At 50.5% G+C, this 24,074-nt stretch carries 21 protein-coding genes; 15 read left to right on the forward strand and 6 right to left on the reverse strand.

Annotated features, from left to right (window positions below; all coding sequences use genetic code 11):
• Positions 1 to 2: 2 nt before the first annotated feature.
• The 13 genes from ispC (at position 3) to BZG25_RS10830 (ending at position 17,147) form a co-directional block, all read left to right on the forward strand.
• Complete coding sequence (gene ispC, locus BZG25_RS10770) at positions 3 to 1,199, forward strand: 1-deoxy-D-xylulose-5-phosphate reductoisomerase (RefSeq protein ID WP_077578871.1); 1,197 nt, start codon at positions 3 to 5, stop codon at positions 1,197 to 1,199.
• The gene (rseP, locus tag BZG25_RS10775) at positions 1,196 to 2,551 is read left to right on the forward strand and encodes a sigma E protease regulator RseP (RefSeq protein WP_077578869.1); all 1,356 of its coding nucleotides are present in this window, start codon (positions 1,196 to 1,198) and stop codon (positions 2,549 to 2,551) included. The genes ispC and rseP overlap by 4 nt, the downstream gene beginning before the upstream one ends.
• Positions 2,552 to 2,584: 33 nt before the next feature.
• Positions 2,585 to 5,017: an outer membrane protein assembly factor BamA gene (gene bamA / locus BZG25_RS10780; protein ID WP_077578867.1), complete on the forward strand. Its 2,433-nt coding sequence runs from the start codon at positions 2,585 to 2,587 to the stop codon at positions 5,015 to 5,017.
• A 20-nt stretch (positions 5,018 to 5,037) separates the two neighbouring features.
• Positions 5,038 to 5,547 carry an OmpH family outer membrane protein gene (locus tag BZG25_RS10785; RefSeq protein ID WP_046074184.1) on the forward strand — a complete coding sequence of 170 codons (510 nt, stop codon included), beginning with the start codon at positions 5,038 to 5,040 and terminating at the stop codon, positions 5,545 to 5,547.
• Between the two features lie 14 nt (positions 5,548 to 5,561).
• The gene (lpxD, locus tag BZG25_RS10790; RefSeq protein ID WP_046074185.1) at positions 5,562 to 6,587 is read left to right on the forward strand and encodes a UDP-3-O-(3-hydroxymyristoyl)glucosamine N-acyltransferase; all 1,026 of its coding nucleotides are present in this window, start codon (positions 5,562 to 5,564) and stop codon (positions 6,585 to 6,587) included.
• Positions 6,588 to 6,670: 83 nt separating this feature from the next.
• Positions 6,671 to 7,123, forward strand: a complete 453-nt coding sequence (fabZ, locus tag BZG25_RS10795; protein WP_046074224.1) for a 3-hydroxyacyl-ACP dehydratase FabZ — start codon at positions 6,671 to 6,673, stop codon at positions 7,121 to 7,123.
• Positions 7,124 to 7,125: 2 nt separating this feature from the next.
• Complete coding sequence (lpxA, locus tag BZG25_RS10800) at positions 7,126 to 7,914, forward strand: acyl-ACP--UDP-N-acetylglucosamine O-acyltransferase (protein ID WP_046074186.1); 789 nt, start codon at positions 7,126 to 7,128, stop codon at positions 7,912 to 7,914.
• Positions 7,914 to 9,068: a lipid-A-disaccharide synthase gene (gene lpxB, locus BZG25_RS10805; protein ID WP_077639059.1), complete on the forward strand. Its 1,155-nt coding sequence runs from the start codon at positions 7,914 to 7,916 to the stop codon at positions 9,066 to 9,068. Before lpxA ends, lpxB begins: the two co-directional genes overlap by 1 nt.
• Positions 9,061 to 9,660, forward strand: coding sequence for a ribonuclease HII (rnhB, locus tag BZG25_RS10810; protein WP_046074188.1), 600 nt, complete (start codon positions 9,061 to 9,063; stop codon positions 9,658 to 9,660). Before lpxB ends, rnhB begins: the two co-directional genes overlap by 8 nt.
• 46 nt (positions 9,661 to 9,706) lie before the next feature.
• Positions 9,707 to 13,186: a DNA polymerase III subunit alpha gene (gene dnaE, locus BZG25_RS10815; RefSeq protein WP_077578863.1), complete on the forward strand. Its 3,480-nt coding sequence runs from the start codon at positions 9,707 to 9,709 to the stop codon at positions 13,184 to 13,186.
• Positions 13,187 to 13,241: 55 nt separating this feature from the next.
• On the forward strand, positions 13,242 to 14,201 hold the full coding sequence (gene accA / locus BZG25_RS10820) for an acetyl-CoA carboxylase carboxyl transferase subunit alpha (RefSeq protein WP_077578861.1): 960 nt from the start codon (positions 13,242 to 13,244) through the stop codon (positions 14,199 to 14,201).
• Between the two features lie 95 nt (positions 14,202 to 14,296).
• Positions 14,297 to 15,607: a tRNA lysidine(34) synthetase TilS gene (tilS, locus tag BZG25_RS10825; RefSeq protein ID WP_108743411.1), complete on the forward strand. Its 1,311-nt coding sequence runs from the start codon at positions 14,297 to 14,299 to the stop codon at positions 15,605 to 15,607.
• Positions 15,608 to 15,797: 190 nt separating this feature from the next.
• A complete protein-coding gene (locus BZG25_RS10830; protein WP_046074192.1) occupies positions 15,798 to 17,147 on the forward strand; it encodes a sodium-dependent transporter in 1,350 nt (449 codons plus the stop codon).
• A gap of 69 nt (positions 17,148 to 17,216) precedes the next feature.
• Here the strand turns inward: BZG25_RS10830 and BZG25_RS10835 are convergent, their stop codons facing one another.
• From BZG25_RS10835 to BZG25_RS10850, 4 genes are all read right to left on the reverse strand, one after another.
• A complete protein-coding gene (locus BZG25_RS10835; protein WP_046074193.1) occupies positions 17,217 to 17,405 on the reverse strand; it encodes a DUF4250 domain-containing protein in 189 nt (62 codons plus the stop codon).
• A gap of 1 nt (position 17,406) precedes the next feature.
• Entirely contained in the window at positions 17,407 to 17,610 is a 204-nt protein-coding gene (locus BZG25_RS10840) for a YaeP family protein (protein ID WP_046074194.1), read from the reverse strand.
• A gap of 62 nt (positions 17,611 to 17,672) precedes the next feature.
• Positions 17,673 to 18,527 carry a GGDEF domain-containing protein gene (locus tag BZG25_RS10845; RefSeq protein ID WP_077578858.1) on the reverse strand — a complete coding sequence of 285 codons (855 nt, stop codon included), beginning with the start codon at positions 18,525 to 18,527 and terminating at the stop codon, positions 17,673 to 17,675.
• A gap of 120 nt (positions 18,528 to 18,647) precedes the next feature.
• Positions 18,648 to 19,778, reverse strand: coding sequence for a patatin-like phospholipase family protein (locus BZG25_RS10850; RefSeq protein WP_077578856.1), 1,131 nt, complete (start codon positions 19,776 to 19,778; stop codon positions 18,648 to 18,650).
• A gap of 165 nt (positions 19,779 to 19,943) precedes the next feature.
• Here BZG25_RS10850 and BZG25_RS10855 point away from each other — a divergent pair, with 165 nt between their 5' ends.
• Positions 19,944 to 20,564: a superoxide dismutase gene (locus tag BZG25_RS10855; protein ID WP_077578854.1), complete on the forward strand. Its 621-nt coding sequence runs from the start codon at positions 19,944 to 19,946 to the stop codon at positions 20,562 to 20,564.
• Between the two features lie 66 nt (positions 20,565 to 20,630).
• Here BZG25_RS10855 and BZG25_RS10860 read toward each other — a convergent pair whose 3' ends face one another.
• Positions 20,631 to 22,346: a proline--tRNA ligase gene (locus BZG25_RS10860; protein ID WP_077578853.1), complete on the reverse strand. Its 1,716-nt coding sequence runs from the start codon at positions 22,344 to 22,346 to the stop codon at positions 20,631 to 20,633.
• Positions 22,347 to 22,390: 44 nt separating this feature from the next.
• Positions 22,391 to 23,116, reverse strand: a complete 726-nt coding sequence (tsaA, locus tag BZG25_RS10865; protein WP_046074199.1) for a tRNA (N6-threonylcarbamoyladenosine(37)-N6)-methyltransferase TrmO — start codon at positions 23,114 to 23,116, stop codon at positions 22,391 to 22,393.
• A 121-nt stretch (positions 23,117 to 23,237) separates the two neighbouring features.
• Between tsaA and gmhB the strand changes: the two genes are divergently transcribed.
• Positions 23,238 to 23,792, forward strand: coding sequence for a D-glycero-beta-D-manno-heptose 1,7-bisphosphate 7-phosphatase (gene gmhB, locus BZG25_RS10870; RefSeq protein ID WP_077639060.1), 555 nt, complete (start codon positions 23,238 to 23,240; stop codon positions 23,790 to 23,792).
• Positions 23,793 to 24,074: the final 282 nt, after the last annotated feature.

The following is a 24,074-nucleotide window of genomic DNA, read 5'->3' on the forward strand; positions in this document are numbered from 1 at the left end:
AAATGCAAAAAATCACCGTGTTAGGCGCGACAGGTTCGATTGGTTCAAGCACATTGAAAGTGGTTGAAGCGAACCCTGAGCAGTATGAGGTAGTGGCACTGGCTGCCCATACCAATGTGGAAAAAATGACCGCTTTGTGTCTTTGTTGGCAGCCCGCTTATGCGGCGATGGCCGACCACGATGCGGCTCAGCAGCTCAGGAAAAGACTCGCGAGCAAAGGCCTAGCTACCGAGGTGCTTGCTGGAGAGGAGGGGCTGTGTCAACTGGCTTCGCTACCTGAGGTAGATATGGTGATGGCTGCCGTGGTCGGGGCGGCAGGGTTATCCTCGACCATGGCGGCGGTGAAGGCGGGCAAACGTGTTCTGCTTGCCAATAAAGAAGCCTTAGTGATGTCTGGACAGTTCTTTATTGACGCCGTTTATCAATATGGCGCCGAGCTGCTCCCTATCGACAGTGAACACAATGCCATTTTTCAATGCTTGCCGCAGGCGGTTCAACACACGCCTGGGCGTTGCGATCTTCATGCCGCGGGGGTCAGCAAAATCCTGTTAACCGGCTCTGGTGGCCCGTTCCGTTATCGCGATCCGCAAAGTCTTGCCAGTGTGAGCGTCGAAGAGGCAGTCGCACATCCGAACTGGTCGATGGGTCCTAAAATCTCAGTCGACTCAGCCACCATGATGAATAAAGGCTTGGAATACATAGAAGCGCGTTGGTTATTCAACGCCAAGCCTGAACAGCTGGAGGTGGTGATCCATCCTCAGTCAGTGATCCACTCCATGGTGCAAATGTGTGACGGCTCGGTGTTAGCACAATTAGGGACGCCAGATATGTGTACCCCTATTGCTCATGCGATGGGGTACCCTGAGCGTGTTCATGCCTCCGTTGCGCCGCTGGATTTTACCCAAATTGGCGAACTTACCTTTATGGCACCGGATGCTCGACGTTATCCCTGCTTATCGCTCGCGATCGCGGCCTGCGAGCAAGGACAAGCGGCGACGACGAGCTTGAATGCGGCCAACGAACAGGCGGTAGCAGCCTTTTTGGCAGGAAAAATCGGGTTTATGGATATTGCGCGTATCAATGAACAGGTTTTGACCCAGTCCTCGCTTCCTACGCCAACAAGCTTGGATTGCTTATTTGAGCTGGATAGAATAGCGCGCATCACTGCAAATGAGCAGATTGCTAAGGTGACACCATGAGCGGGTTTCTATGGAATGCAGCGGCGTTTATCGTCGCGTTGGGCATACTGGTTGCGATTCACGAGTTCGGCCATTTTTGGGTGGCTCGCCGTTGTGGCGTGAAAGTGGAGCGCTTTTCCATTGGTTTTGGTCGCGCATTGTGGCGAAAATTTGGTAAGGATGGCACCGAATATGTGATTGCCGCCATCCCCCTTGGCGGCTATGTCAAAATGCTGGACGAGCGCATCGAAGCGGTGCCGGATGCCGATAAACCACGCGCATTTAACAACCAGCCTTTGTGGCAGCGCAGTGCTATTGTTGCCGCTGGCCCCATCGCTAATTTCGTATTTGCCGTTTTTGCATACTGGCTGGTGATGATGATAGGTGTTCCTGCCGTCAAACCTGTGATTGGTGAAATTGCACCCAATTCGATCGCGGCAGAAGCGGGAATTGAACCAGGTATGGAACTAACCCAGGTTTCAGGCGTCGAAACCGCTGATTGGCAAGCTGTTAATTTTGCGTTGATTGGTCACATTGGTGATGAGAGCATGACCCTCACCGCCAAACCGAGCCCAACGTCTAGTTATGGCAGAGACTATCAACTGGATTTACGCCAATGGCAGTTTGACCCAGAGCACCAATCACCTCTGACGACGCTGGGGATCACCCCCTATCGCCCTGCGATTACTTTATCGATCGCGCAAGTGGTAGAAGGAAGCGCGGCAGAGCAAGCGGGTCTCAAGCAAGGCGACAAAATTATTGCAGTGGCTGATACCGAGCTGTCGTCATGGCAGCGCTTGGTCGAGGTGATTAAAGCGAGCCCAGACCAAGCCCTGTCGCTGACAATATTGCGACAGGGGCAGCGTCAATCTGTGGTATTAACGCCGGATGCGCGTCGCAGTCATGGTGAGGTCACAGGCTATGCTGGCATTGCGCCACAAATGGGCGAGTGGCCCGAGTCATATCGATTCACCCAACAGTATGGACCATTCGCAGCGATACCGGAGGCAGTGGGGAAAACAGGCCAAGTGATCAGTATGACGGTCAATATGATCAAAAAACTGATTACCGGCGATGTTGGGGTGAATAATTTGAGTGGCCCAATATCGATAGCAAAAGGCGCGGGGATGACCGCGGAGATCGGGCTGATCTCATTTTTAGGGTTTATGGCACTGATTAGTGTGAACCTAGGCATTATCAATTTACTCCCTCTGCCCGTATTGGATGGCGGCCATTTGCTGTTCTTTGGGATTGAGGCTGTCACACGGCGACCGGTATCGGAGCGTGTGCAGGACTTTGGGTATCGAATCGGCGCTGCCGTGTTGATGATGGTAATGGCAGTGGCATTGTTTAACGACTTCGCCCGACTTTAAACGGTTAGTATTCAAGGATAAGTCAGATAGCAGATGGCGATGAAAAAACTATTAATAGCGTCTCTTTTAGTAAGCAGTAGTATGGCGCATGCTGACACATTTCAAGTCAGCGATATCCGCTTTGAGGGACTGCAACGAGTCAGTCTAGGGGCCGCTTTGTTGTCAATGCCAGTGCGTGTCGGCGACAAAGTGGACGACGACGATGTGGCTGACATTATCAATGCACTTTTTGCCTCTGGTAACTTTGAGGATGTGCGAGTTTACCGCGATGACGAAGCACTGCTGGTCAAAGTGGTAGAGCGTCCGACCATTGCCAGTATTTCCTTTTCAGGGAATAAGGCGATTAAGGAAGAGCAGCTAAAAGAGAACCTGACATCGTCAGGCCTTCGTGTCGGTGAAGCGCTCGATCGCACCCAACTGAGCAAAATCGAAAAAGGTCTTGAAGACTTTTACTACAGCGTCGGTAAGTACAGTGCGTCGGTGAAAGCGGTGGTTACTCCCTTGCCGCGTAATCGTGCCGATTTGAAATTTGTTTTCACTGAGGGCGTATCGGCCAAAATTGAGCAAATTAACTTTGTCGGCAATGACGTGTTCAGTGATGAGCAGCTGCGTGATAATTTTGATTTGCGTGCCGACGTGCCGTGGTGGAACTTCCTCGCCAACGAAAAGTACCAAAAACAGGTTCTTGCAGGCGATCTTGAAAAACTACGCAGTTTTTATCTCAATCGCGGTTACCTTAAGTTCCGTGTTGAGTCGACACAAGTGGCTATCTCACCTGACAAAAAAGGGGTCTACATCACCTTGAATGTCAACGAAGGCAAGCCTTATCAGGTCGCTGATTTGGACTTTCGTGGTGATCCACAGAATGAAGAGATTTACCGTTCATTAGTCACCTTCACCCGTGGTGATACCTATAACGGTGATAAAGTGACTGCACTTGAAGAGGCGATCAAACGCCACTTAGGCGAGACAGGCTTTGCCTACCCCAAAGTGAACACCTTACCCAGCTTTGATGATGACAATCAGCAAGTGTCGTTAACGGTCAATGTCGAGCCAGGTAAGCGTATTTACGTGCGCAATGTCCGTTTTTCAGGCAACACCACCACCAAAGATGAAGTGTTGCGCCGTGAAATGCGACAGCTTGAAGGCACTTGGCTTAACTCAAAAGCGGTCACCCGCGGTAAAGAGCGTCTCAGTCGAACCGGCTTTTTCCAGAATGTTGAAGTGGACACTCAGCGCGTACCAGGCACTGATGATCAAGTCGACGTTAACTACAAAGTTAAAGAAGCTAACTCAGGTAGTATCAACTTTGGTATCGGTTATGGCACCGAGTCAGGCGCAAGCTTACAGCTCGGCTTACAGCAAGATAACTTTGCGGGCACTGGGAACCGGTTTGGTATCAACGCCATGGTCAACGACTATCGCAAAAACCTGACGCTTGAGTACCGTGATCCTTACTTTACGCTCGACGGTGTGAGCCTGGGCGGTAAGGTATTCTATAACGAGTTTGAAGCCCGTGACGCTAACATCGTTGAGTATACCAACCAAAGTTACGGTACCAACCTCACCTGGGGTTTTTGGACTGATGAGCTGAACTCGATTGATTTCTCGCTAGGGTACACGCATAACAAGATTGAGAACCTCGGCCGTTATTATCAAATTGATGAGTTTTTGGAGCGTCATCAGGATAACCTGAATCACAATGAAGGCCTGGAAGTTGACGACTTTGATATTTCAGTATCCTGGACGCGCAATAACCTCAACCGCGGCTATTTCCCAACCGCAGGTAACTACCAACGTGCCTCGTATCGGATGACGGTACCCGGCTCGGATGTACAGTACTTTAAAATGCAGTATGACATCCGCCAATACGTGCCGCTGACACAAGAGCACGAGTTTACGCTGTTGATGCGTGGCCGACTTGCGTATGGTAACGGTTATGGGCAAACCAATGGCCAAGATCACATGCTGCCGTTTTATGAGAACTATTACGCGGGGGGCTTCTCGTCACTGCGTGGCTTCCGTTCGAACTCTGTAGGCCCTAAAGCGGTGTATGAGAACGGTGGTTCCACGCAGCCTGGTAGTGACGATGTTGAGAAAAATGAAGGAGATTATGGCTCTTCAGACTCCGTCGGTGGTAACGCTATGGCACGCGCCAGTGCTGAGCTGATTGTGCCAACGCCGTTTGCCTCAGAGGAAGCGCGCGAACAAATCCGTACCAGTGTGTTTATTGATGCTGCCTCAGTGTGGGATACCGAGTATGACGTATCCGCTGCTGCTAATTACAGTGGCCGAGATAACATTAAGGATTATTCAGATCCATCCAATATCAGTGCCTCTTATGGTATGGCACTGCAGTGGATGTCCCCGATGGCACCTTTGGTATTTTCCATCGCAAAACCTATTACAAGCCAGCCTGGCGACGATGAAGAGTTCTTTACCTTCACGATCGGGCGCACATTCTGATGATCAGAAAGGAGACTATTGTGAAATCATTTTTGAAAGCAGCGGGACTGAGTGTCGCGGTATTGACGACGTCCATGTACGCATCAGCGGCTGATGCTGCACAGAAGGTGGGCTATGTATCAACCGGGGCCGTGATGTCGCAATTGGCGAAGAAAAACAACCTCAATGAGAAGCTACGCGGTGAGTTTAAAGACCGAGTGGCCGAAATTGAGCGCTTGAAAGAGAAGCTCTCTGAAGGCGTGGAAAAGCTCAAGCGTAATGGTGAGTTGATGAGTGAAGACGAGCGCGTAACGCTTCAGCGTAAACTCCAATCAATGGAGTCCGATTACAAGCTGAAAGTGAAAGCGTTACAAGAAGATCAACGCAAGCGTGGTGGTCAAGAAGAGTCTAAACTGGTCAAAAAGCTGAAGACAGCGGTCGATCAAGTGGCTGAGCAAGAAGGCTACGACATGGTGATTGACGCCAATGCCGTTTTATACGCCAACCCAAGTGATGACTTGTCTGAAAAAGTGATCAACGCAGTTAAATAACAGTCGAGGAGCCCATGGTTTCGATTACTCTCGCTGAATTAGCGGATAAACTGGATGCACAGCTCCACGGAGATGGCGCTGTAACGATAACCTCGCTTGCAGGGATGAATTCAGCGGGAGAAGGGCAAATCACCTTCTTATCCAGCCCTAAATACCGTAAAAATTTGGCACTCTGCCGCGCCAGCGCTGTGATGCTAAAAGAGGGCGACCTATCGTACTGCCAAGGCAACGCCTTGGTGGTGTCAGACCCCTACTTGGCTTATGCCCACGTCGCGCAAATTCTCGACTCGACGCCAGCTTGCGCCACCGACATTGCCCCATCCGCGGTGGTGGCCGATGATGCAGTGTTGGGAGAAGGTGTGGCGATTGGACCGAATGCGGTGATTGAATCCGGCGCGCTCATTGGTGATGGTGTGCAAATCGGTGCGGGTTGCTTTGTCGGCAAAGGGACAAAGGTGGGCGCTCGGACCAAGCTTTGGGCGAATGTCACCCTTTATCATGAGGTAGTGATAGGGCAAGACTGCTTGATTCAAGCGGGTACCGTGATCGGTGCGGACGGCTTTGGCTATGCCAATGACAAAGGCAAGTGGGTTAAAATCCCTCAGCTTGGCCGCGTTGTGATTGGGGATCGGGTCGAAATTGGTGCGTGCACCACCATTGACCGGGGCGCACTGGATGATACCGAAATTGCCGATGGGGTGATTATCGACAACCAGTGTCAGATTGCGCATAATGTGTCGATCGGTGAGAACACGGCAATCGCCGGCGCGACTGTCATGGCAGGCAGCCTCAAGGTAGGTAAACACTGCATCATTGGTGGCGCCAGCGTGTTTAATGGCCATATGGAAATCACAGATAACGTGACCATCACGGGAATGGCGATGGTGATGCGGCCAATCACTGAGCCGGGCATGTATTCGTCCGGCATTCCGTTGCAGCCCAACCGCGAGTGGCGGAAGACTGCCGCGCGTGTACTCAAAATTGATGAGATGCACAAGCGGCTCAAAGAGCTGGAAAATCAGCTCGAAAAACAAGATTAACGCCGAGATGACAGGCCCGCCTTAGCAACGCGGGCCGTTTTGCGTTAATGAAGTCAGTATTGGATTTGAACGGGAATACTACCTTGACTCGCGAAAACAAAGTTCTACATATCAACGAAATCAAAGAGCTGTTACCACACCGCTATCCTTTTTTGTTGATTGATCGCGTTATCGATTTTGAAGAAGGGCAATACCTTCACGCGATTAAAAACATCACTGTCAATGAGCCTCAATTTACGGGTCATTTCCCGCAATTGCCTGTTTTCCCAGGCGTACTCATTTTAGAGGCCATGGCGCAAGCAACAGGCTTGTTGGCGTTTAAGACCTTCGGTAAGCCGAAAGACAACGAGCTATACTACTTTGCAAGCATTGATAATGCGAAATTCCGCCGTCCGGTCTCACCGGGTGACCAATTGGTGCTTGAGGTGGAATTTATTAAAGAGCGTCGAGGTATTGCGGCCTTTAATGGGGTGGCGAAAGTAGACGGCGAGGTTGTCTGCTCGGCGGAACTGAAGTGCGCAAGAAGAGAGATCTAATTGTGATCCACGAAACGGCTTACATTCACCCCACTGCGGTTGTCGAAGACGGCGTCGTATTGGGCGAAAACGTAAAAATCGGCGCTTTTTCTTATATTGGCGAAGGGGTTGAAATCGGTACAGGTACCGAGGTGATGACACATGTTGTGATCAAAGGCCCGACCCGTATCGGCGCAGACAATCGCATTTATCAATTCGCTTCCATTGGTGAAGCGTGCCAAGATCTTAAATATGCTGGGGAGCCAACCACGCTAGAAATCGGTGATCGTAACACCATTCGTGAAAGCGTGACGATGCACCGTGGTACGGTCCAAGATAAAGGCGAAACCAAAGTTGGCAGCGACAACCTGTTTATGATTAATGCCCACGTCGCCCATGATTGTGTGGTCGGTAATCATTGTATTTTTGCCAACAACGCTACCTTAGCGGGCCACGTTCATGTCGATGATTATGCGATTGTCGGTGGCATGTCAGCCATTCACCAGTTCTGTGTGATTGGCAGCCACGCCATGCTCGGCGGTGGCTCGATTGTGGTTCAAGACGTCCCCCCTTATGTGATGGCACAGGGCAATCATTGCGCGCCATTTGGTATTAATGTGGAAGGCCTGAAGCGACGCGGGTTTGAAAAATCAGCGATTCGCGCCATTCGGGCGGTATATAAAAATATGTACCGCTCCGGTAAAACGTTGGAAGAAGTGAAAAAAGAGCTTGCAGAGCAAGCCGAGAGCGAGCCGGCGCTGGCTCTTTTCATTGACTTCTTTGAGCGTTCGACGCGAGGCGTTATTCGTTAATGTTACCGAGTGAACGTCCATTACGCGTTGGAATCGTCGCCGGAGAAATCTCCGGCGATGTTTTAGGTGAATGCCTGATCAAAGCGATGCGAGCTCAACACCCTAATGTTGAGTTTGTCGGTATCGGTGGCCCAAGAATGATGGCTCAAGGCTGTCACAGCTTGTTCGATATGGAAGAGCTTTCTGTGATGGGGCTGGTGGAAGTGCTAGGACGACTGCCACGTTTGCTGAAAGTAAAAACGGCGTTGGTCAAGCATTTTACCGTCAATCCGCCGGATGTGTTCATTGGTATCGATGCCCCAGATTTTAATTTACGTCTCGAGGCATCATTAAAAAAAGCGGGGATCAAAACCGTTCACTATGTCAGCCCATCAGTGTGGGCATGGCGGCAAAAGCGGATTTTTAAGATTGCTGCAGCCACTGATCTGGTTCTGGCTTTTTTGCCCTTCGAGAAAGCGTTTTACGATAGGTTTAATGTGCCTTGTGCGTTTGTTGGCCATACCATGGCCGATAGCATTCCGATGCAGGTGGACAAACTCGCCGCGCAGAGTGCTCTTGGGTTAGATAGCCAAAAACGTTGGTTAGCAGTGCTGCCTGGCAGCCGTGGCAGTGAAATGTCGATGTTAGCTCCGCCGTTTTTACAAGCGTGTCAGCAACTAGCGGCGCGATATCCGGACTTGGGGTTTGTGGTCGCGCTCGTTAATGAAACCCGGCGACAGCAATTTGAGCAGGCTTGGCAAGCGATCGCGCCAGAGCTTTCATTTACCCTGGTTGATGATACGGCGCGCCAAGTGATTAGCGCCGCCGACTCGGTGCTGCTCGCTTCTGGCACCGTAGCGTTAGAGTGCATGTTACTTAAACGCCCGATGGTGGTGGGATACAAGGTCAAGCCGGTCACGGCATGGCTTGCCAAACGCCTGCTTAAAACGCAGTATGTTTCCTTACCCAATATTCTCGCTGACGCGCCTTTAGTGCCGGAACTGCTGCAAGAAGAGTGTGAGCCAGGCGCACTGGCTGACGCGGTCAGTGCGCAATTAGACAGTGATAACCAGGCATTGTTGACCACCTTTACTGAGTTGCATCACACCATCCGCAAAGATGCGGATACGTCTGCAGCCAATGCCGTATTAAATTTATTAGATAGCCATGACTGAACACCCTTTTCACTACCCTGACGCACAGCTTATCGCGGGGGTCGACGAAGTCGGACGTGGGCCCTTGGTCGGTGCCGTGGTCACTGCCGCGGTGATTCTCGATCCGGCTCAGCCTATTGCGGGTCTAACGGACTCGAAAAAGTTGAGCGAGAAAAAACGGCTCGCGCTTTATGATCAAATCAAACAAAAAGCATTGGCTTGGTCAGTGGGGCGCGCAGAGCCTGATGAAATCGATTCGCTGAATATCTTAAATGCGACCATGCTGGCGATGCAGCGTGCGATTGATGGCTTATCGGTCACCCCTGATTACGCATTAATTGATGGCAACCGGGTACCATCCTTGCCGATGCCGGCACAGGCCGTGGTAAAAGGTGACCTGCGGGTAGCAGAAATTAGTGCCGCCTCGATCTTGGCGAAAGTCGATCGCGATCATGAAATGGCCATGTTGGATGCCGCTTACCCGAACTATGGGTTTGCTCAACACAAAGGCTATCCCACCAAGGTCCACATGGCGGCGTTGGCCGAGCATGGCGCTCTGCCAATGCATCGTAAAAGTTTTAAACCTGTTAAGCGCGCACTGGGCATTGACTAGTGCGTGCGGCGAATTCCAGCCCTATTACCGTTAAGTAACGAGCCGTATGTCTGAGCCACGTTTTGTCCATTTACGCATCCACAGTGACTTTTCCATGGTAGATGGGTTGTCCAAAGTGCCGCCACTGGTAAAAAAAGTGGCGGAAATGGGCATGCCCGCCATGGCGCTGACCGATTTCAGTAACCTTTGTGGGTTGGTCAAATTCTACAACACGGCCAATAACGTTGGTGTTAAGCCGATTATCGGCGCTGACTTTCTGGTCCAGTCTGACGCCTTTGGCGAGGAGCTTTGCCAGCTTACCTTGTTGGCGACCGATAAAGCCGGCTACAAGAACTTGACCTTGCTGATCTCCAAGGCCTACCTCCGAGGCCATATTCAGCACCGCCCAGTGATCGATCAGCAGTGGTTGGTTGAGCATGCACAAGGATTGATTGTGTTGTCTGGCGGCTGCCGCGGCGACTTGGGGAAAGCCTTACTCAAAGGCAATCAAACACTGGCTAAGGAATGCGCCCGTTTCTATCAAACCTATTTTCCCGATGCCTACTACATGGAGCTGGTGCGCACCGGGCGGCAAGATGAAGAAGTGTATCTCCATTTTGCGGTTGATTTCGCGACCGAGCATGACTTGCCTGTGGTGGCGACCAATGAAGTCTGCTTCATTTCATCTGAGGAGTTTGATGCGCATGAGATCCGAGTTGCGATTCATGATGGTTTCACTCTCGATGATCCTCGCCGTCCCAAGAAATACAGCGCCGAACAGTATTTGCGTACCGAGCAAGAGATGTGTGAGCTCTTCGCGGATATTCCCGAGGCACTGACCAATAGCGTAGAAATCGCCAAGCGATGTAACGTCCCGGTGCGGCTGAATGAGTACTTTTTGCCTAACTTCCCGACTGAGGGAATGGAAATTGATCAATATTTGGTTAAGCGCTCACAAGAAGGCTTGGAAGAACGTCTCGCTTTTCTCTTTCCTGACGAAGCGGAAAGAACGCGCCGACGCCCCGACTATGATGCTCGGCTAGAGCGCGAGCTTGGGGTCATCAACCAAATGGGGTTTCCCGGCTACTTTTTGATCGTCATGGAGTTTATCCAATGGTCAAAAGATAATGATATCCCCGTGGGCCCAGGACGCGGCTCAGGGGCTGGCTCTTTGGTGGCGTACGCCCTAAAAATCACCGATCTCGACCCGCTACAGTTTGATCTTCTGTTCGAGCGCTTTTTGAACCCCGAACGCGTCTCTATGCCTGACTTCGACGTCGACTTCTGCATGGACAAGCGGGATCTGGTGATCGATCACGTCGCTGAAATGTATGGCCGTGATGCGGTATCTCAGATCATTACTTTCGGTACCATGGCTGCGAAAGCCGTGATCCGCGATGTGGGCCGTGTGTTGGGCCATCCTTATGGTTTTGTGGACAGGATTTCCAAGCTGGTGCCACCAGACCCAGGTATGACCCTCGAGAAAGCCTTCGACGCCGAACCTCAGCTGGTCGAGGTTTATAACAACGATGAGGAAGTCAAAGCGCTGATTGACATGGCGCGGATGCTTGAAGGGGTAACCCGAAATGCGGGTAAGCACGCGGGCGGGGTGGTGATATCACCCACCACGATCACCGATTTCGCCCCCCTTTATTGCGACAGTGAAGGGCATCATCCGGTCACGCAGTTTGATAAAAACGACGTTGAAACCGCCGGTCTCGTTAAGTTTGACTTCTTGGGTCTGCGGACGCTGACCATCATCGACTGGGCGCTGGGGATGATAAATCCGCGCTTACAGCGTCAAGGGAAAGATCCTATTGATATCGCCGCGATTCCCATGGCGGACCAAGCGTCATTCGAGATGCTGCGTAAGGCAGAGACGACTGCGGTATTCCAGCTTGAATCACGTGGCATGAAAGAGCTGATTAAGCGCCTTCAGCCTGACTGCTTTGAAGACATGATCGCATTGGTGGCCTTGTTCCGGCCTGGGCCATTGCAATCTGGGATGGTGGATAACTTTATCGACCGTAAGCATGGCCGTGAAGTCGTGTCTTACCCGGATGAAAAATGGCAACACGACTCGTTGAAAGAAACGCTTGAGCCGACCTATGGCATCATTCTCTATCAAGAGCAGGTGATGCAGATTGCTCAGACACTCGCAGGCTACACCTTGGGTGGGGCGGACTTGTTGCGCCGGGCAATGGGTAAGAAAAAGCCAGAAGAAATGGCCAAGCAGCGAGACATCTTTGAAAAAGGGGCGATTGCCAACGGCATTGATGGCGAGCTGGCAATGCGGATCTTTGACTTGGTAGAAAAGTTCGCCGGCTATGGCTTTAACAAGTCGCACTCAGCCGCATACGCGCTGGTCTCTTACCAAACCTTGTGGTTGAAAGCTCACTACCCGGCGGAGTTCATGGCGGCGGTAATGACCGCGGATATGGATAACACCGATAAAGTGGTTGGCTTGGTCGAGGAGTGTCGGCGAATGAAGTTGACGGTGTTACCGCCGGATGTGAATGCGGGACTGCACCATTTCACCGTCAATGAGCAAGGGGAAATTGTTTACGGTATTGGGGCGATAAAAGGGGTCGGTGAAGGCCCTATCGACACCATTGTCGCCGCGCGAGAGCAAGACGGTTATTTCCGCGACTTGTTTGATTTTTGCGCCCGCATTGATACCAAAAAAGTCAATAAGCGCGTGATAGAGCGCCTGATCCGCGCTGGTGCCATGGACAAACTCGGCCCTCATCGTGCGGCGATGATGGCCTCGGTCGATGAAGCTATTCGTGCTGCGAGCCAACATCACCAAGCGGAAGCCTACGGGCAAACCGATATGTTTGGGGTGTTGACCGATGCCCCCGAAGAAGTCGAGCATGCCTATGCGCATGCCAACCCGTGGCCAGATAAAGTATGGTTAGAAGGGGAGCGGGAAACACTGGGCTTGTATCTGACCGGTCATCCGATCAACAGTTACCGCAAAGAGCTAAAAAACTATATCACGTGGCGGCTCGAGGATGCTCATGCAACGAAACGCGATGTGGTGTCGACGGTGGCAGGATTAGTGATCGCAGCTCGGGTGATGACCACTAAACGAGGGTCTCGATTAGGGATCCTCACACTAGACGATCGCTCAGGGCGTATGGAAGTGATGCTTTTCTCTGATGTGCTCGACAAATATCTCGATTTAGTGGAGAAAGATCGAATTTTAGTGGTCTCAGGACAGGTCAGCTTTGATGACTTCAACGGGGGGCTTAAAATGACCGCCCGTGAAGTGATGGACATTAGTCAGGCGCGGGAAAAATATGCGCGTTGTTTAGGGATATCGATGACATCTGAGCAGGTCGATGCGCCCTTTTTTGAACGGTTTCATGATGCACTGGCACCCTACCGATCCGGTACCGTTCCTGTGAATCTTTACTATCAGCGCGACGATGCGCGCGCGCGGTTACGCTTAGGCGCAGAGTGGCGCGTAACGCCAACCGATGAATTAATCGACACCTTGAAAGGCTTGCTCGGTAACGAGCAGGTCGAATTAGAGTTTAACTAAGCCAGGCTGGTGACGTAACGCGTACACTGGCGGTGACCAATAGGATTCTCTTGGTATGAGTCTTAATTTTTTAGAGTTTGAACAACCTATCGCAGAACTAGAAGCCAAAATTGAGGCCCTTCGCGCTGTCTCTAAGCGGGGTGGAGAAGACGCGGTTAACTTAGATAAAGAAATTGAGCAACTGGAAACAAAAAGCCTTGAGCTGACGCGAAAGATTTTTGGTGATTTAGGCGCATGGCAGGTGGCACAACTGGCGCGTCATCCTCAACGTCCTTATACCTACGACTATCTGGATCGCATTTTCCATGAATTTGATGAATTGGCTGGCGACCGCGCCTATGCTGACGATAAAGCATTGGTGGGAGGAATGGCGCGATTAGAAGGGCGTCCAGTGATGGTGATTGGTCATCAAAAAGGACGAGACACCAATGAAAAGGTTAAGCGTAACTTTGGTATGCCCAAGCCTGAGGGCTATCGAAAAGCGCTGCGTCTGATGAAAATGGCCGAGCGTTTTAATATGCCGGTGATTACCTTTATCGATACCGCAGGCGCTTACCCAGGTGTCGGTGCCGAGGAGCGAGGCCAATCAGAGGCGATTGCACGTAACCTCAAAGAAATGGCGGGCCTAACCGTGCCGGTAATTTGTAATGTGGTCGGTGAAGGTGGTTCAGGTGGCGCGTTGGCGATTGGCGTGGGTGACTATGTCAATATGCTGCAGTACTCCACCTACTCGGTGATCTCCCCCGAGGGTTGTGCATCTATTTTGTGGCGTGATGCTGCAAAAGCGCCGCAAGCGGCTGATGCGATGGGGATAACCGCCCCACGCCTCAAAGAGCTTGGCTTGATTGACAGTGTGATCACTGAGCCACTGGGGGGCGCACACCGCGACATTAACGCGATGGCTGAGAGCATTAAGCAAACGCTGCTTACCCAGCTAAGCGATTTAGACAGTCTTGATATCGAAAGCTTGCGGGATCGCCGCTATCAGCGCTTGCTCAATTACGGTTACTGCTAATCGTGATGGAATGAACTGCGATAAAGGGCCTGCGGGCCCTTTTCTTTTACGTAAAGGGCAGTAACAATGACACATTATATCAATGATGAATGGCTATGCTTTACCATCAACTGAGTGACACATTAGCCCCGCTGACATCGGCACCGCGACAGGTGGTGCTAGCGCTCAGTGGCGGGTTAGACTCTCGCGTGTTGCTTGAATTATTAACGCAGTATCGCGACCAGCACCCCCAACATGATTACCTTGTGGTTCATGTTCATCACGGTTTGCATCCCGACGCAGATAGATGGGCGGAACAGTGCCAAACGTGGGCGGACAACGCCGGATTTCGCTGTTGCGTGGAAAGGGTAAGATTGGATACGTCGCTCAGTGTGGAACATGCGGCAAGACAAGCAAGGTATCAGGCCATCGCGCACCTGCTTGAGCCCAATGGACTGGTGTTAACCGCTCAGCATAGCGATGATCAGGTTGAAACCTTTTTCCTCGCGCTAAAACGCGGCAGTGGTTTGGAAGGTTTAGCAGGGATGCCAGCGGTGCGAGCTCTCGGGCAAGGCTATCTGGTGCGTCCTTTTTTGACGCAATCACGGGCGAGCCTCGAGGCGTATGCGCGCCAACATCAACTCGATTGGGTAGACGATCCGAGCAACCAAGACACGCGATTTGATCGCAATTTTTTGCGTCAGCACTGGTTACCGCAAGCGGATACGCGCTGGCCAGGGTTTCGTAAAGCGGTACAACGGACCCAACTTCTGTGTGCCGAACAAGCTTCGTTATTGGCACGTTTGATTGAGCCTATGGTGACACAGGCGGAGACAGAAGCAGGTAGCCTGCCTATTACCGCATTACCACAAGACGATTTAGCACTCACGCAGGCCATGCTGCGCCATTGGCTAAAGCGTCACAGTATTACCTTAACGCAAGCACAGTTACAGGCATTGCTCTCAGATGTCATCAACGCTAAATCGGATGCCAACCCAAGCTTGAGCGTGGGAACGGTGAGCATTCGCCGCTTCCAGCAACAGCTTTATATCGTGATGCCTTATGCAGATTTATCTCAATGGCAGGGCACATTGACGTCAGAATCGCCGTTAGTGCTGCCAGATGGACTGGGTACCTTATACTTACTGCCTTATTCGTCGACAGCGAAAGGACTCGCGCTGGGAGATCTCGCGTCGCGGGCACTGCATGTACACTTTAACCCTCGTGGCTTATCGATTCATCCTGCTGGCCGACAAGGGCGTCGAAAGCTGAAAAAACTTTACCAAGAAGCGGGGATCCCCAGCTGGTTGCGCCGACGCCAACCGATTATTTGCGATGGCGAGACAGTGGTGGCCATTGCCGATAGGTATGTTAGCCAGACCGCGAGCGGTAAACAATGGCGGCTTATTTGGCAGCAAGAGTCTTAGTCTCCTTGTCACCTGTGCGATTTGCTCACTGAACATCGCTCACAAGGTGCCAGAGCAAACGTCGGGCGAGCTGGATGAGATCAGAACACTGAGCTGGTGATGATTAATTGAGCAGTTAGGCTATCTTGTCTTGCTTAATCGTGACGAATTACTTAATGTACTAGTCTAATGATACATAAGGTAAGCAGTAATGGCATCAAGTCGCGAATTATTTGGTACTAGGATTGGCTTTGTTCTTGCTGCAGCAGGTGCTGCAGTTGGACTGGGTAATATTTGGGGATTTCCCACTCAAGCGGCCAGTAATGGCGGAGGCGCCTTTTTACTCGTCTACTTGTTGATGATTTTGCTGGTTGCATTTCCCATGCTGGTGGTGGAAATGGCGATTGGCCGTCATGGGCGTGCGAATCCACTGGATAGCATGCGTGCACTGAGTGATAATCCTTTGATGAAGCGCTTAGGAAGCGGTGTGGGTTTAGTGGGACTGGCCGTTCCTTGTATGGTGCTGGCGTTCTATAGCATTGTTGGAGGCTGGTTAGTGTCATTCCTCCTCGCCGCGGTTGCAGAGATCTTGCACTTTACCGACGTGGCAGCATGGTTAAAAGGCTTCTCGGCTTCACGTAACTTGTTTGGCGCCATCCTCTTTTATGTGTTGACGATCTTTATTGTGCAAGCAGGTGTGAAACAAGGTATTGAGCGTTGGTCAACCCGTTTGATGCCAGCGTTATTCGTGCTGTTTGCCGCGATGTTCCTCTACATCATGACGTTACCTGGGGCGACAGAGGGTTTAAAGCACTACCTTATTCCTGACTTCTCCAAGATCATGGACAGAGATCTGCTCTTGGCAGCGATGGGGCAAGGCTTCTTCTCGTTGACCATTGGTGGATGTTCGATGCTGATCTACGGCTCTTACCTGAGTCAGAAAGAAAACCTGCCTAAGATGGCATTGAGTGTCACGCTGGTAGATACCGCGGTGGCAGTCATTGCCGGTCTAGTGGTTCTGCCCGCGATGTTCGTGGCGATGAATCAGGGCGTCGAAATCTATGCTCAAGATGGCAGCTTGCTGAGTGCCGATACACTGGTATTTACCGTGTTACCTTTGTTGTTTGAAAGCTTGGGCGCTGCAGGGCCTTATGTCTCTTTGGTCTTTTTCTTGTTGATGACCATTGCGGCGCTGACTTCTTCTATCTCGATGCTCGAGTGCCCGGTCGCGCTCGCCAGTGAACGGTTAGGCTCAAGCCGTAAAATCACCAGTTGGGTACTGGGTGGACTGATTGCTGCATTCAGTGCCGTTATCGTGTTTCATTTTGGCACTTTATTTGGACTTGTAGCGAAAGTGGCAACACAGTACTTCCAGCCTTTTGCTGCCTTGCTATTCTGCTTGTTTGGTGGGTGGATTTGGTCGCGTGACCGCAAATTGTCAGCCTTGCGTGAAGGGTACGAGGATATTGAGCAGGGGATGTTTTGGAAGGTATGGCCTGTCTACGTCAAGTTCGTTTGTCCTGTCTTAGTGGCAACCGTCCTTTGGGTTTCGTTGGGTTAACAAGCGTACTGGGAAAGTCAATGCAGACAAAAAGCGGACCATGTGTCCGCTTTTTCCGTAGGTATGGGCTTAGCGAAATTGGTTGGCGTCTTCGATATACGTAAAGCCTGCTTCTTCGAGCCGCGTGCACAACACGGCTTTGTCGATATCATAATAACGAACCAGATCCTCTAAGCTGTCAAACTCGTCACGTAGTTTCATATTGACGATGCTCATCAGCATGACAGGGTCCATGGTGGCGTAATTGTTTAAATCCATCTTAGTCCTCGTGATCGCTGATCAACAAGTTGGCCGCGGCAAATGCGGCTTGCTCTCGACGCGCTTGCTGGATCTCAGTGTCTTGTGCAATATCGTTGAGGGCTTTTAATGCGCAATGGATCGCCGCCGGTATATAGCCTTGTTCGCCACTGCCAATTTCTGCATAGCGTTGGCGAATTAAGTCACAGCAGTCTGCTATTTTCATGGTGTTCTCCTCAAGTAATGATGAGGATCACTATACCCAATCTCGTTGGGGAGAGGAAAGCGCTAACGTGCGCGTTTTTGCCGGTACATACTTTGGTCGGCGCGCTCATAGAGCGACAAGTTATTATCACCTTGTCGATAGACAGAGAAACCCACTGACGCGCTGATCTGGTGACTTGATAACAAATGATCTTGGCTAACTAAGCTCTTCACTCGTGAGGTCACGTGTTTCACTGAGCTCTTACTGGCAGGTTGCAAGATAACGGCAAACTCATCGCCACCGAGTCGATAACAACGATCGCTGCCACGCACGGCTTCTTTGACCAGCAATGAAAAACGACGTAGTACCTTATCACCATCCAAATGGCCATAGGTATCGTTGACTTGTTTGAAGTTGTCCATATCGAACATCACCATGACCAGACCAATATTTTCCCGTTCACAGACTGCGACGGCATGCTGAAGGTCTTGTTCAAAGCTGGTGCGGTTATGTAGGCCAGTGAGGCCATCGAGCAATGCCATGTTTTTCACTCGCGTATATTCAACGGCATTATTCAGCGGGCCGGCGAGCAGCTTGTGATAGGTATGGAGCAAGCTGATTTCATCTGGGTCGAGCTTGTAAGGGGTAGAGTATTGCAACACACCCAATGGCTGCTTATTGAACTTGATGGAAAACGTCTGACGAAATGTGTGTTGTGCGCCACGACGAATGATGTTGGAGATATCATCATGCTCCCAAATAATTCGCCCAATATCGATCTGCTTTTCTAGTTCACGCGCATACACTTCAAACAACACTTTGATATCAAGGTGGCCTTGCAGCTTTTGTAACAACAACAAACGTTGATCGGCACCGAGCGGGACAATCCGCGGGGCGCGATCAGAGTTTGTATATTGTTTGATGTGCGAGGCATTCATGCGTGATCAACTACTCAGTAACAACGTCGGTTTCAATCTATGAAGCAGGTATCGTGCCAGTCTATATATTTTTGCGAATGGCGATGGGTGGATGCGAGTGAGGATACTGTTTTAAAGTAACTAATCTGTCAATAAAGAAAGGATCTCAGACTGGTGATTGTGTGCATCACGGTAACCAATGTCAATCAACTGGCGAAGGTATGCCGGCTCAAATAATAGATAACTGGCAAAGGTGGCATCTTGACTGGCATTAATCCCCAAAAGTTTAAGCAAGCTGCGCAATGCGAGTGGCATATGGCTGTAGTAGCGGTTCGCCATGGGTTCAAATGGCTCTGAAGGCCGAAGGTGGAGAACATCAATGTGGCGCAGCCCTAGACGCTCTTTTTGGTCGGGAGATAAAGCGCTGGCAACATGATTAAGCCGTTGTAAATGCTCTAAGTCTGCCGAGAGCGTATCGGCAAAGATCGCATTCATTAAATGACCGCCGAGCATCGCTAAACCTGGCGCGGTGTGTTTAATTTGTTCAGGCCGCCGTATCCCTGTGGTCAGATCCAGAATTAAAATCCGCTCCGCGTCCATTTTGACAGCGGGACGCAACGGGGAAATTTGGTGAATGGCGCCATCACCATAAAATTCGTGACCAATCCTGGAGGCGGGAAAAATGAAAGGAATGGCAGAAGAGGCCAGTAAGTGTTCGGTGGAAATTTGACTTCGTTTTCCCACTGCACGGGCTCTTTCCCATGGTTTGATATGTGATGCGCCTTGAAAGAAGCTCACCGATTGCCCCGTTTGGTAGTTTGAGGCCGTGACAGACAAGCCATTCAAATGCCCAGCCAGTAATTGATAGTTAAGCTTGTTAAAGCTGATCGTTTGATTCAGTAACTCTCTTAATGGCCGGTTATTGAGCAACCCGAAAGGCTGAGTGGGCTGGTAGTGAGATTGAAAGCGTTGCCCGGTTTGCGACAAAAGATGGCCGATAAGTGCACTGGGCTGACTGGCGAGCACCCGAGAGGTGTTCAACCGATGCCATAGCCAAGACAATTTTTTGACGCCTAGTCGAAAACATGACGCATAGCTTGCCAAAGATACCGCGTTGATAGCACCGGCGGATGTGCCGCAATAAATGGTAAATGGACTCGTGTGCACACGCGGATACCAGTGAGCGATGGCCGATAAGACACCCACTTGATAAGCCGCTCGTGCGCCGCCGCCGGTGAGTACCAAGGCAATTTTAGGTTTGTTTTTTGACATAGGGCTACCATTATTACCGCGCTAACAGTTTGATTATAGATGCTCTTTTATCTCACGCGCGGCGGTATATCACAGACCCTAAATATCATTAATGATAATTAGGTTGAAAATTGTTATCAATTCGATCTAGGCTGGTGGTGTCTTAATCATCAATGGAGTGACACTATGACTTATCCTTTTCCGGATCTTCCTTATGCCTACGATGCGCTAGCGCCCCACATTGATGAGGCGACGATGCGCATTCATCATCAGCGTCACCACAAAACCTATTACGATAAATTTGTTGCGGCGATCGAAGAGACGGCGCGTAATGGTGAATCGCTTGAGGCTTTGTTTGCTGAGATTTCAACGCTGCCTGCTGCCATCCGTAATAATGGCGGTGGTTATTACAATCATTTGGTGTACTGGCAATCAATGACACCTAACCCTAAGGGGGCACCAGAAGGGCCGCTCTACGATGCCATTGTAGCGACGTACGGCTCACTTGATGCGTTTAAAGAGGCCTTTAGTCAGGCGGCCATTGGTCAGTTTGGTTCAGGCTTTGCGTGGCTGGTGGTGAAAGAAGATGGACAGCTTGCGATTACATCGACACCTAATCAAGACAATCCATTGATGGATGTTGCTGAGGTGAAAGGGGAGCCTCTGCTAGGTTGCGATGTGTGGGAGCATGCTTATTATCTTAGTTATCAGAATAAGCGGCCAGATTATGTCAATGCTTGGTGGCAAGTAGTCAACTGGGATTTTGCTGAAAAGGCATACCAAAAAGCGCTTGAGACGATTAGCTGATGCAACATTAGCTAATATAAAATGCCCCGCAGAGCGGGGCATTAAAATGGTACTGTCAGTTCCGGCTTAGCTAAGCTTGGATTGAATAAACGTCAGTGCATCGTCGATAGCAAAAGGCACTTTTTCGCCCTCTCGACGGTGTTTATATTCGAATACACCGTTGTCCATGCTGCGTTCACCAATCACTACCGTGTGAGGCACGCCGACAAGCTCAATATCAGAGAACATTACACCTGGACGCTCTTTACGGTCGTCAAAGAGTACATCGATACCTGCCGCTGAGAGATCGGCGTATAGCTTTTCAGCCGCTTCACGCACACGTTCAGATTTGTGCATGTTCATGGGGACAATGGCCACCTTGAAAGGCGCGATAGCGTCAGGCCATATAATTCCGTTTTGGTCATGGTTTTGCTCAATGGCTGCAGCCACAACACGCGTAATACCAATACCGTAACAGCCCATTTCTAACAAGGCGTTCTTACCATCTTGGCCTAGCACGCCTGCATTCATCTTTTGTGAGTAATTATTGCCCAGCTGGAAGATATGGCCCACTTCGATGCCACGCTTAAACATCAATGTGCCGTTACCACAAGGGCTAGGATCGCCTTCAATGACATTGCGCAGGTCGGCGACTTGACCCAGCTGTACATCGCGTTCCCAATTTATTCCGAAGTAGTGTTTGTCGTCGGTATTTGCACCGGCACCAAAGTCACTCATCACTGCAACACTGCGATCAACGATGAAAGGTGCGGGTAGGTTTACCGGGCCCAAAGAGCCAGGACCGGCACCGACAAGTGCACGTATCTCTTCTTCGGTGGCGAAAGTCAGCGGGGCGGCAACCTCTGGTAGGTTTTCTGCTTTCACTTCGTTGAGTTCATGATCACCACGGATGATTAGCGCGATAAGATCAGACTCGACCTGTTCAGACGCTTTGACGAAAAGCGTCTTCACCGTTTTTTCAATGGGAAGATCAAACTGCTCAACCAGTTCAGCGATGGTTTTTGCATTTGGCGTATCGACCAATTCCATCGCTTGGGTTGGCGCATCAGCCTGATCTTTGGGCGCGAGCGCTTCAGCTTTTTCGAGATTCGCTGCGTATTCAGACTCAGTCGAGAAAGCAATCAGGTCTTCACCACTGTCTGCCAAAACATGGAACTCGTGTGAGGCGGAACCACCAATTGCGCCGGTATCAGCCAGCACCGCGCGATAGTCTAATCCCATACGGTCAAAGATGGCGCAGTAAGCGGCACGCATCTTTTCGTAGCTCTGCTCCATGCCTGCTTTATCAATATCGAAACTGTAGGCATCCTTCATGGTAAATTCGCGAGAGCGCATGACGCCAAAACGTGGGCGTACTTCGTCACGGAATTTGGTTTGGATTTGATACAGGTTGAGCGGCAGTTGCTTGTAAGAATTAATTTCGTTACGCGCCAAGTGCGTAATCACTTCTTCATGCGTAGGACCCAAGACAAAATCGCGTTGATGGCGGTCAGCGATACGCAGTAACTCAGGGCCAAATTTTTCCCAACGTCCCGTTTCTTGCCATAAATCTGCTGGTTGCACGACAGGCATCATGGTTTCGACGGCACCGGCACGATTCATCTCTTCGCGGACAATACGCTCAACATGTTGAAGGACGCGAACACCTGTGGGGAGCCAAGTATAAAGGCCTGAAGCGAGTTTTCGAATCATACCCGCGCGCAGCATCAGCTGATGGCTGACAATTTCTGCGTCGCTAGGGGTTTCTTTCAAAGTAGAAAGCAGATATTGACTGGTACGCATGTAAAGTTATCCGTTGATATTGGCGATCAATAAGTTCAAGCATATTAACAGCGTGGGGGAGTTTCGACAAAAGCTTCTATGGAAGCCACTTCGATTTGCTCGTTTTGAACGTAAAACGTGACGTTAAAGTCGAACAGGTGAACCGCATAGCGGCGATTATCCGGTTGACCTTTTCTGTAAGCCGGGCGTGGATCTTGCGCTAAGACTTCAGCAATCACGCTTTGATAGTATGCTTGCTGAGGATATGGAGATAAGGCCAATAAGGCTCGGTCAGAGAAATGAACATCGAGCGGAGTAGGTTTGGTTTGAGCAAATCCGCCTTGGGCGTCGGCAATACTGTCAGAGTAAGGAATATATGGCTTAATATCGACAATCGGAGTTTGGTCAACAAGATCACACCCTCGTAATACCAAGATGACTTGCCCGCTATCTTGAGTGACATCAACCAGCTCTACGGCTGACATACCAATGCCATTAGGACGAAATGTAGCTCGGCTAGCAAACACACCCATTCTCTCATTCCCCCCCAGTCGAGGTGGACGGACGGTAGGGCGCCATCCCCTATCTAGGTTCTGATCAAAAAGAAAAAGTAACCAAAGGTGGGAGTATTGTTCAATGCCTCGCACGGCGTCGATCTGATTGGCATCCCCCTGCAAGTAAAGATAAGCGAGTGCGTTAGGCGCTAACCCAGGTTGACGAGGTACCGCAAATTTCTCTTTAAAAGGAGAATGAAGTGTGCCAATCGGCGTGATAGAAAACTGGGAACACATAATCAAATAAACCGAAAATAAAGTGGGTATACTTTAGCATGTGATAGAAGAGGGGAGTATGGATGCAAGTCAGTCTTGGGCGTGACATAATCCCAACATTATTTACCGAGGGGAACAACGCGTGAGTCTTCCAGCCGTTTTTATCGATCGTGATGGTGTCGTTAATGTCGATCACGGTTATGTGTCTAGTATCGATAGCTTTGAATATATTGAGGGCGTGTTCGACGCATGTAGGGCGCTGAAAGAAAGAGGCTATTTACTCGTCCTCGTGACCAACCAAGCCGGTATCGCGAGAGGTTACTACACTGAGCAAGATTTTTTGCAATTGACTGAATGGATGGACTGGAACTTTGCTGACAAAGGTGTCGATTTTGATGGGATATACTACTGCCCCCATCATCCCAGCGAAGGAAGCGGGGAATACCGCATCGAGTGTGAGTGTCGCAAGCCTAAGCCTGGAATGCTTCTAGATGCAGCGAAAGAGCTCAATATCGACCTCGTCCACTCTGTCATGGTGGGAGATAAAGCAGATGACATGATAGCGGCAGAGGCTGCGGGCATTACTACGCGTTTTCTTGTTCGCTCTGGTAAACCTATCACCGAGCAGGGCGTCGCATTAGCCACTGAGGTGGTTAATTCGATCGCGGATATACCCACGTTAATCTCTCGCCGCTAAAAAGCTGTCTTTATAGAGTGAGTTGGCGATTATTTGCTCGGTTAGATTTTTTTGAACAAAAACGCTTGCATCCAAAAATCTACCCTCTATAATTCGCTTCTCGTTGGCACGGCAAACCGCGCTAACAACGGCAAAACAAACGAGCAAAACAAAACGCTTGACTCATTGCCGAGGTGGCGTAAAATGCCACTCCCGCTCAAGATTGAGCGGCGCTCTTTAACAATTTGACCTATGCAATCTGTGTGGGCACTCGTTGAGAATAGACAAAAAGATTTATTCGAT

This window comes from Salinivibrio sp. ML198, assembly GCF_001996015.1.
Taxonomy (GTDB): Bacteria; Pseudomonadota; Gammaproteobacteria; order Enterobacterales; family Vibrionaceae; genus Salinivibrio; species Salinivibrio siamensis.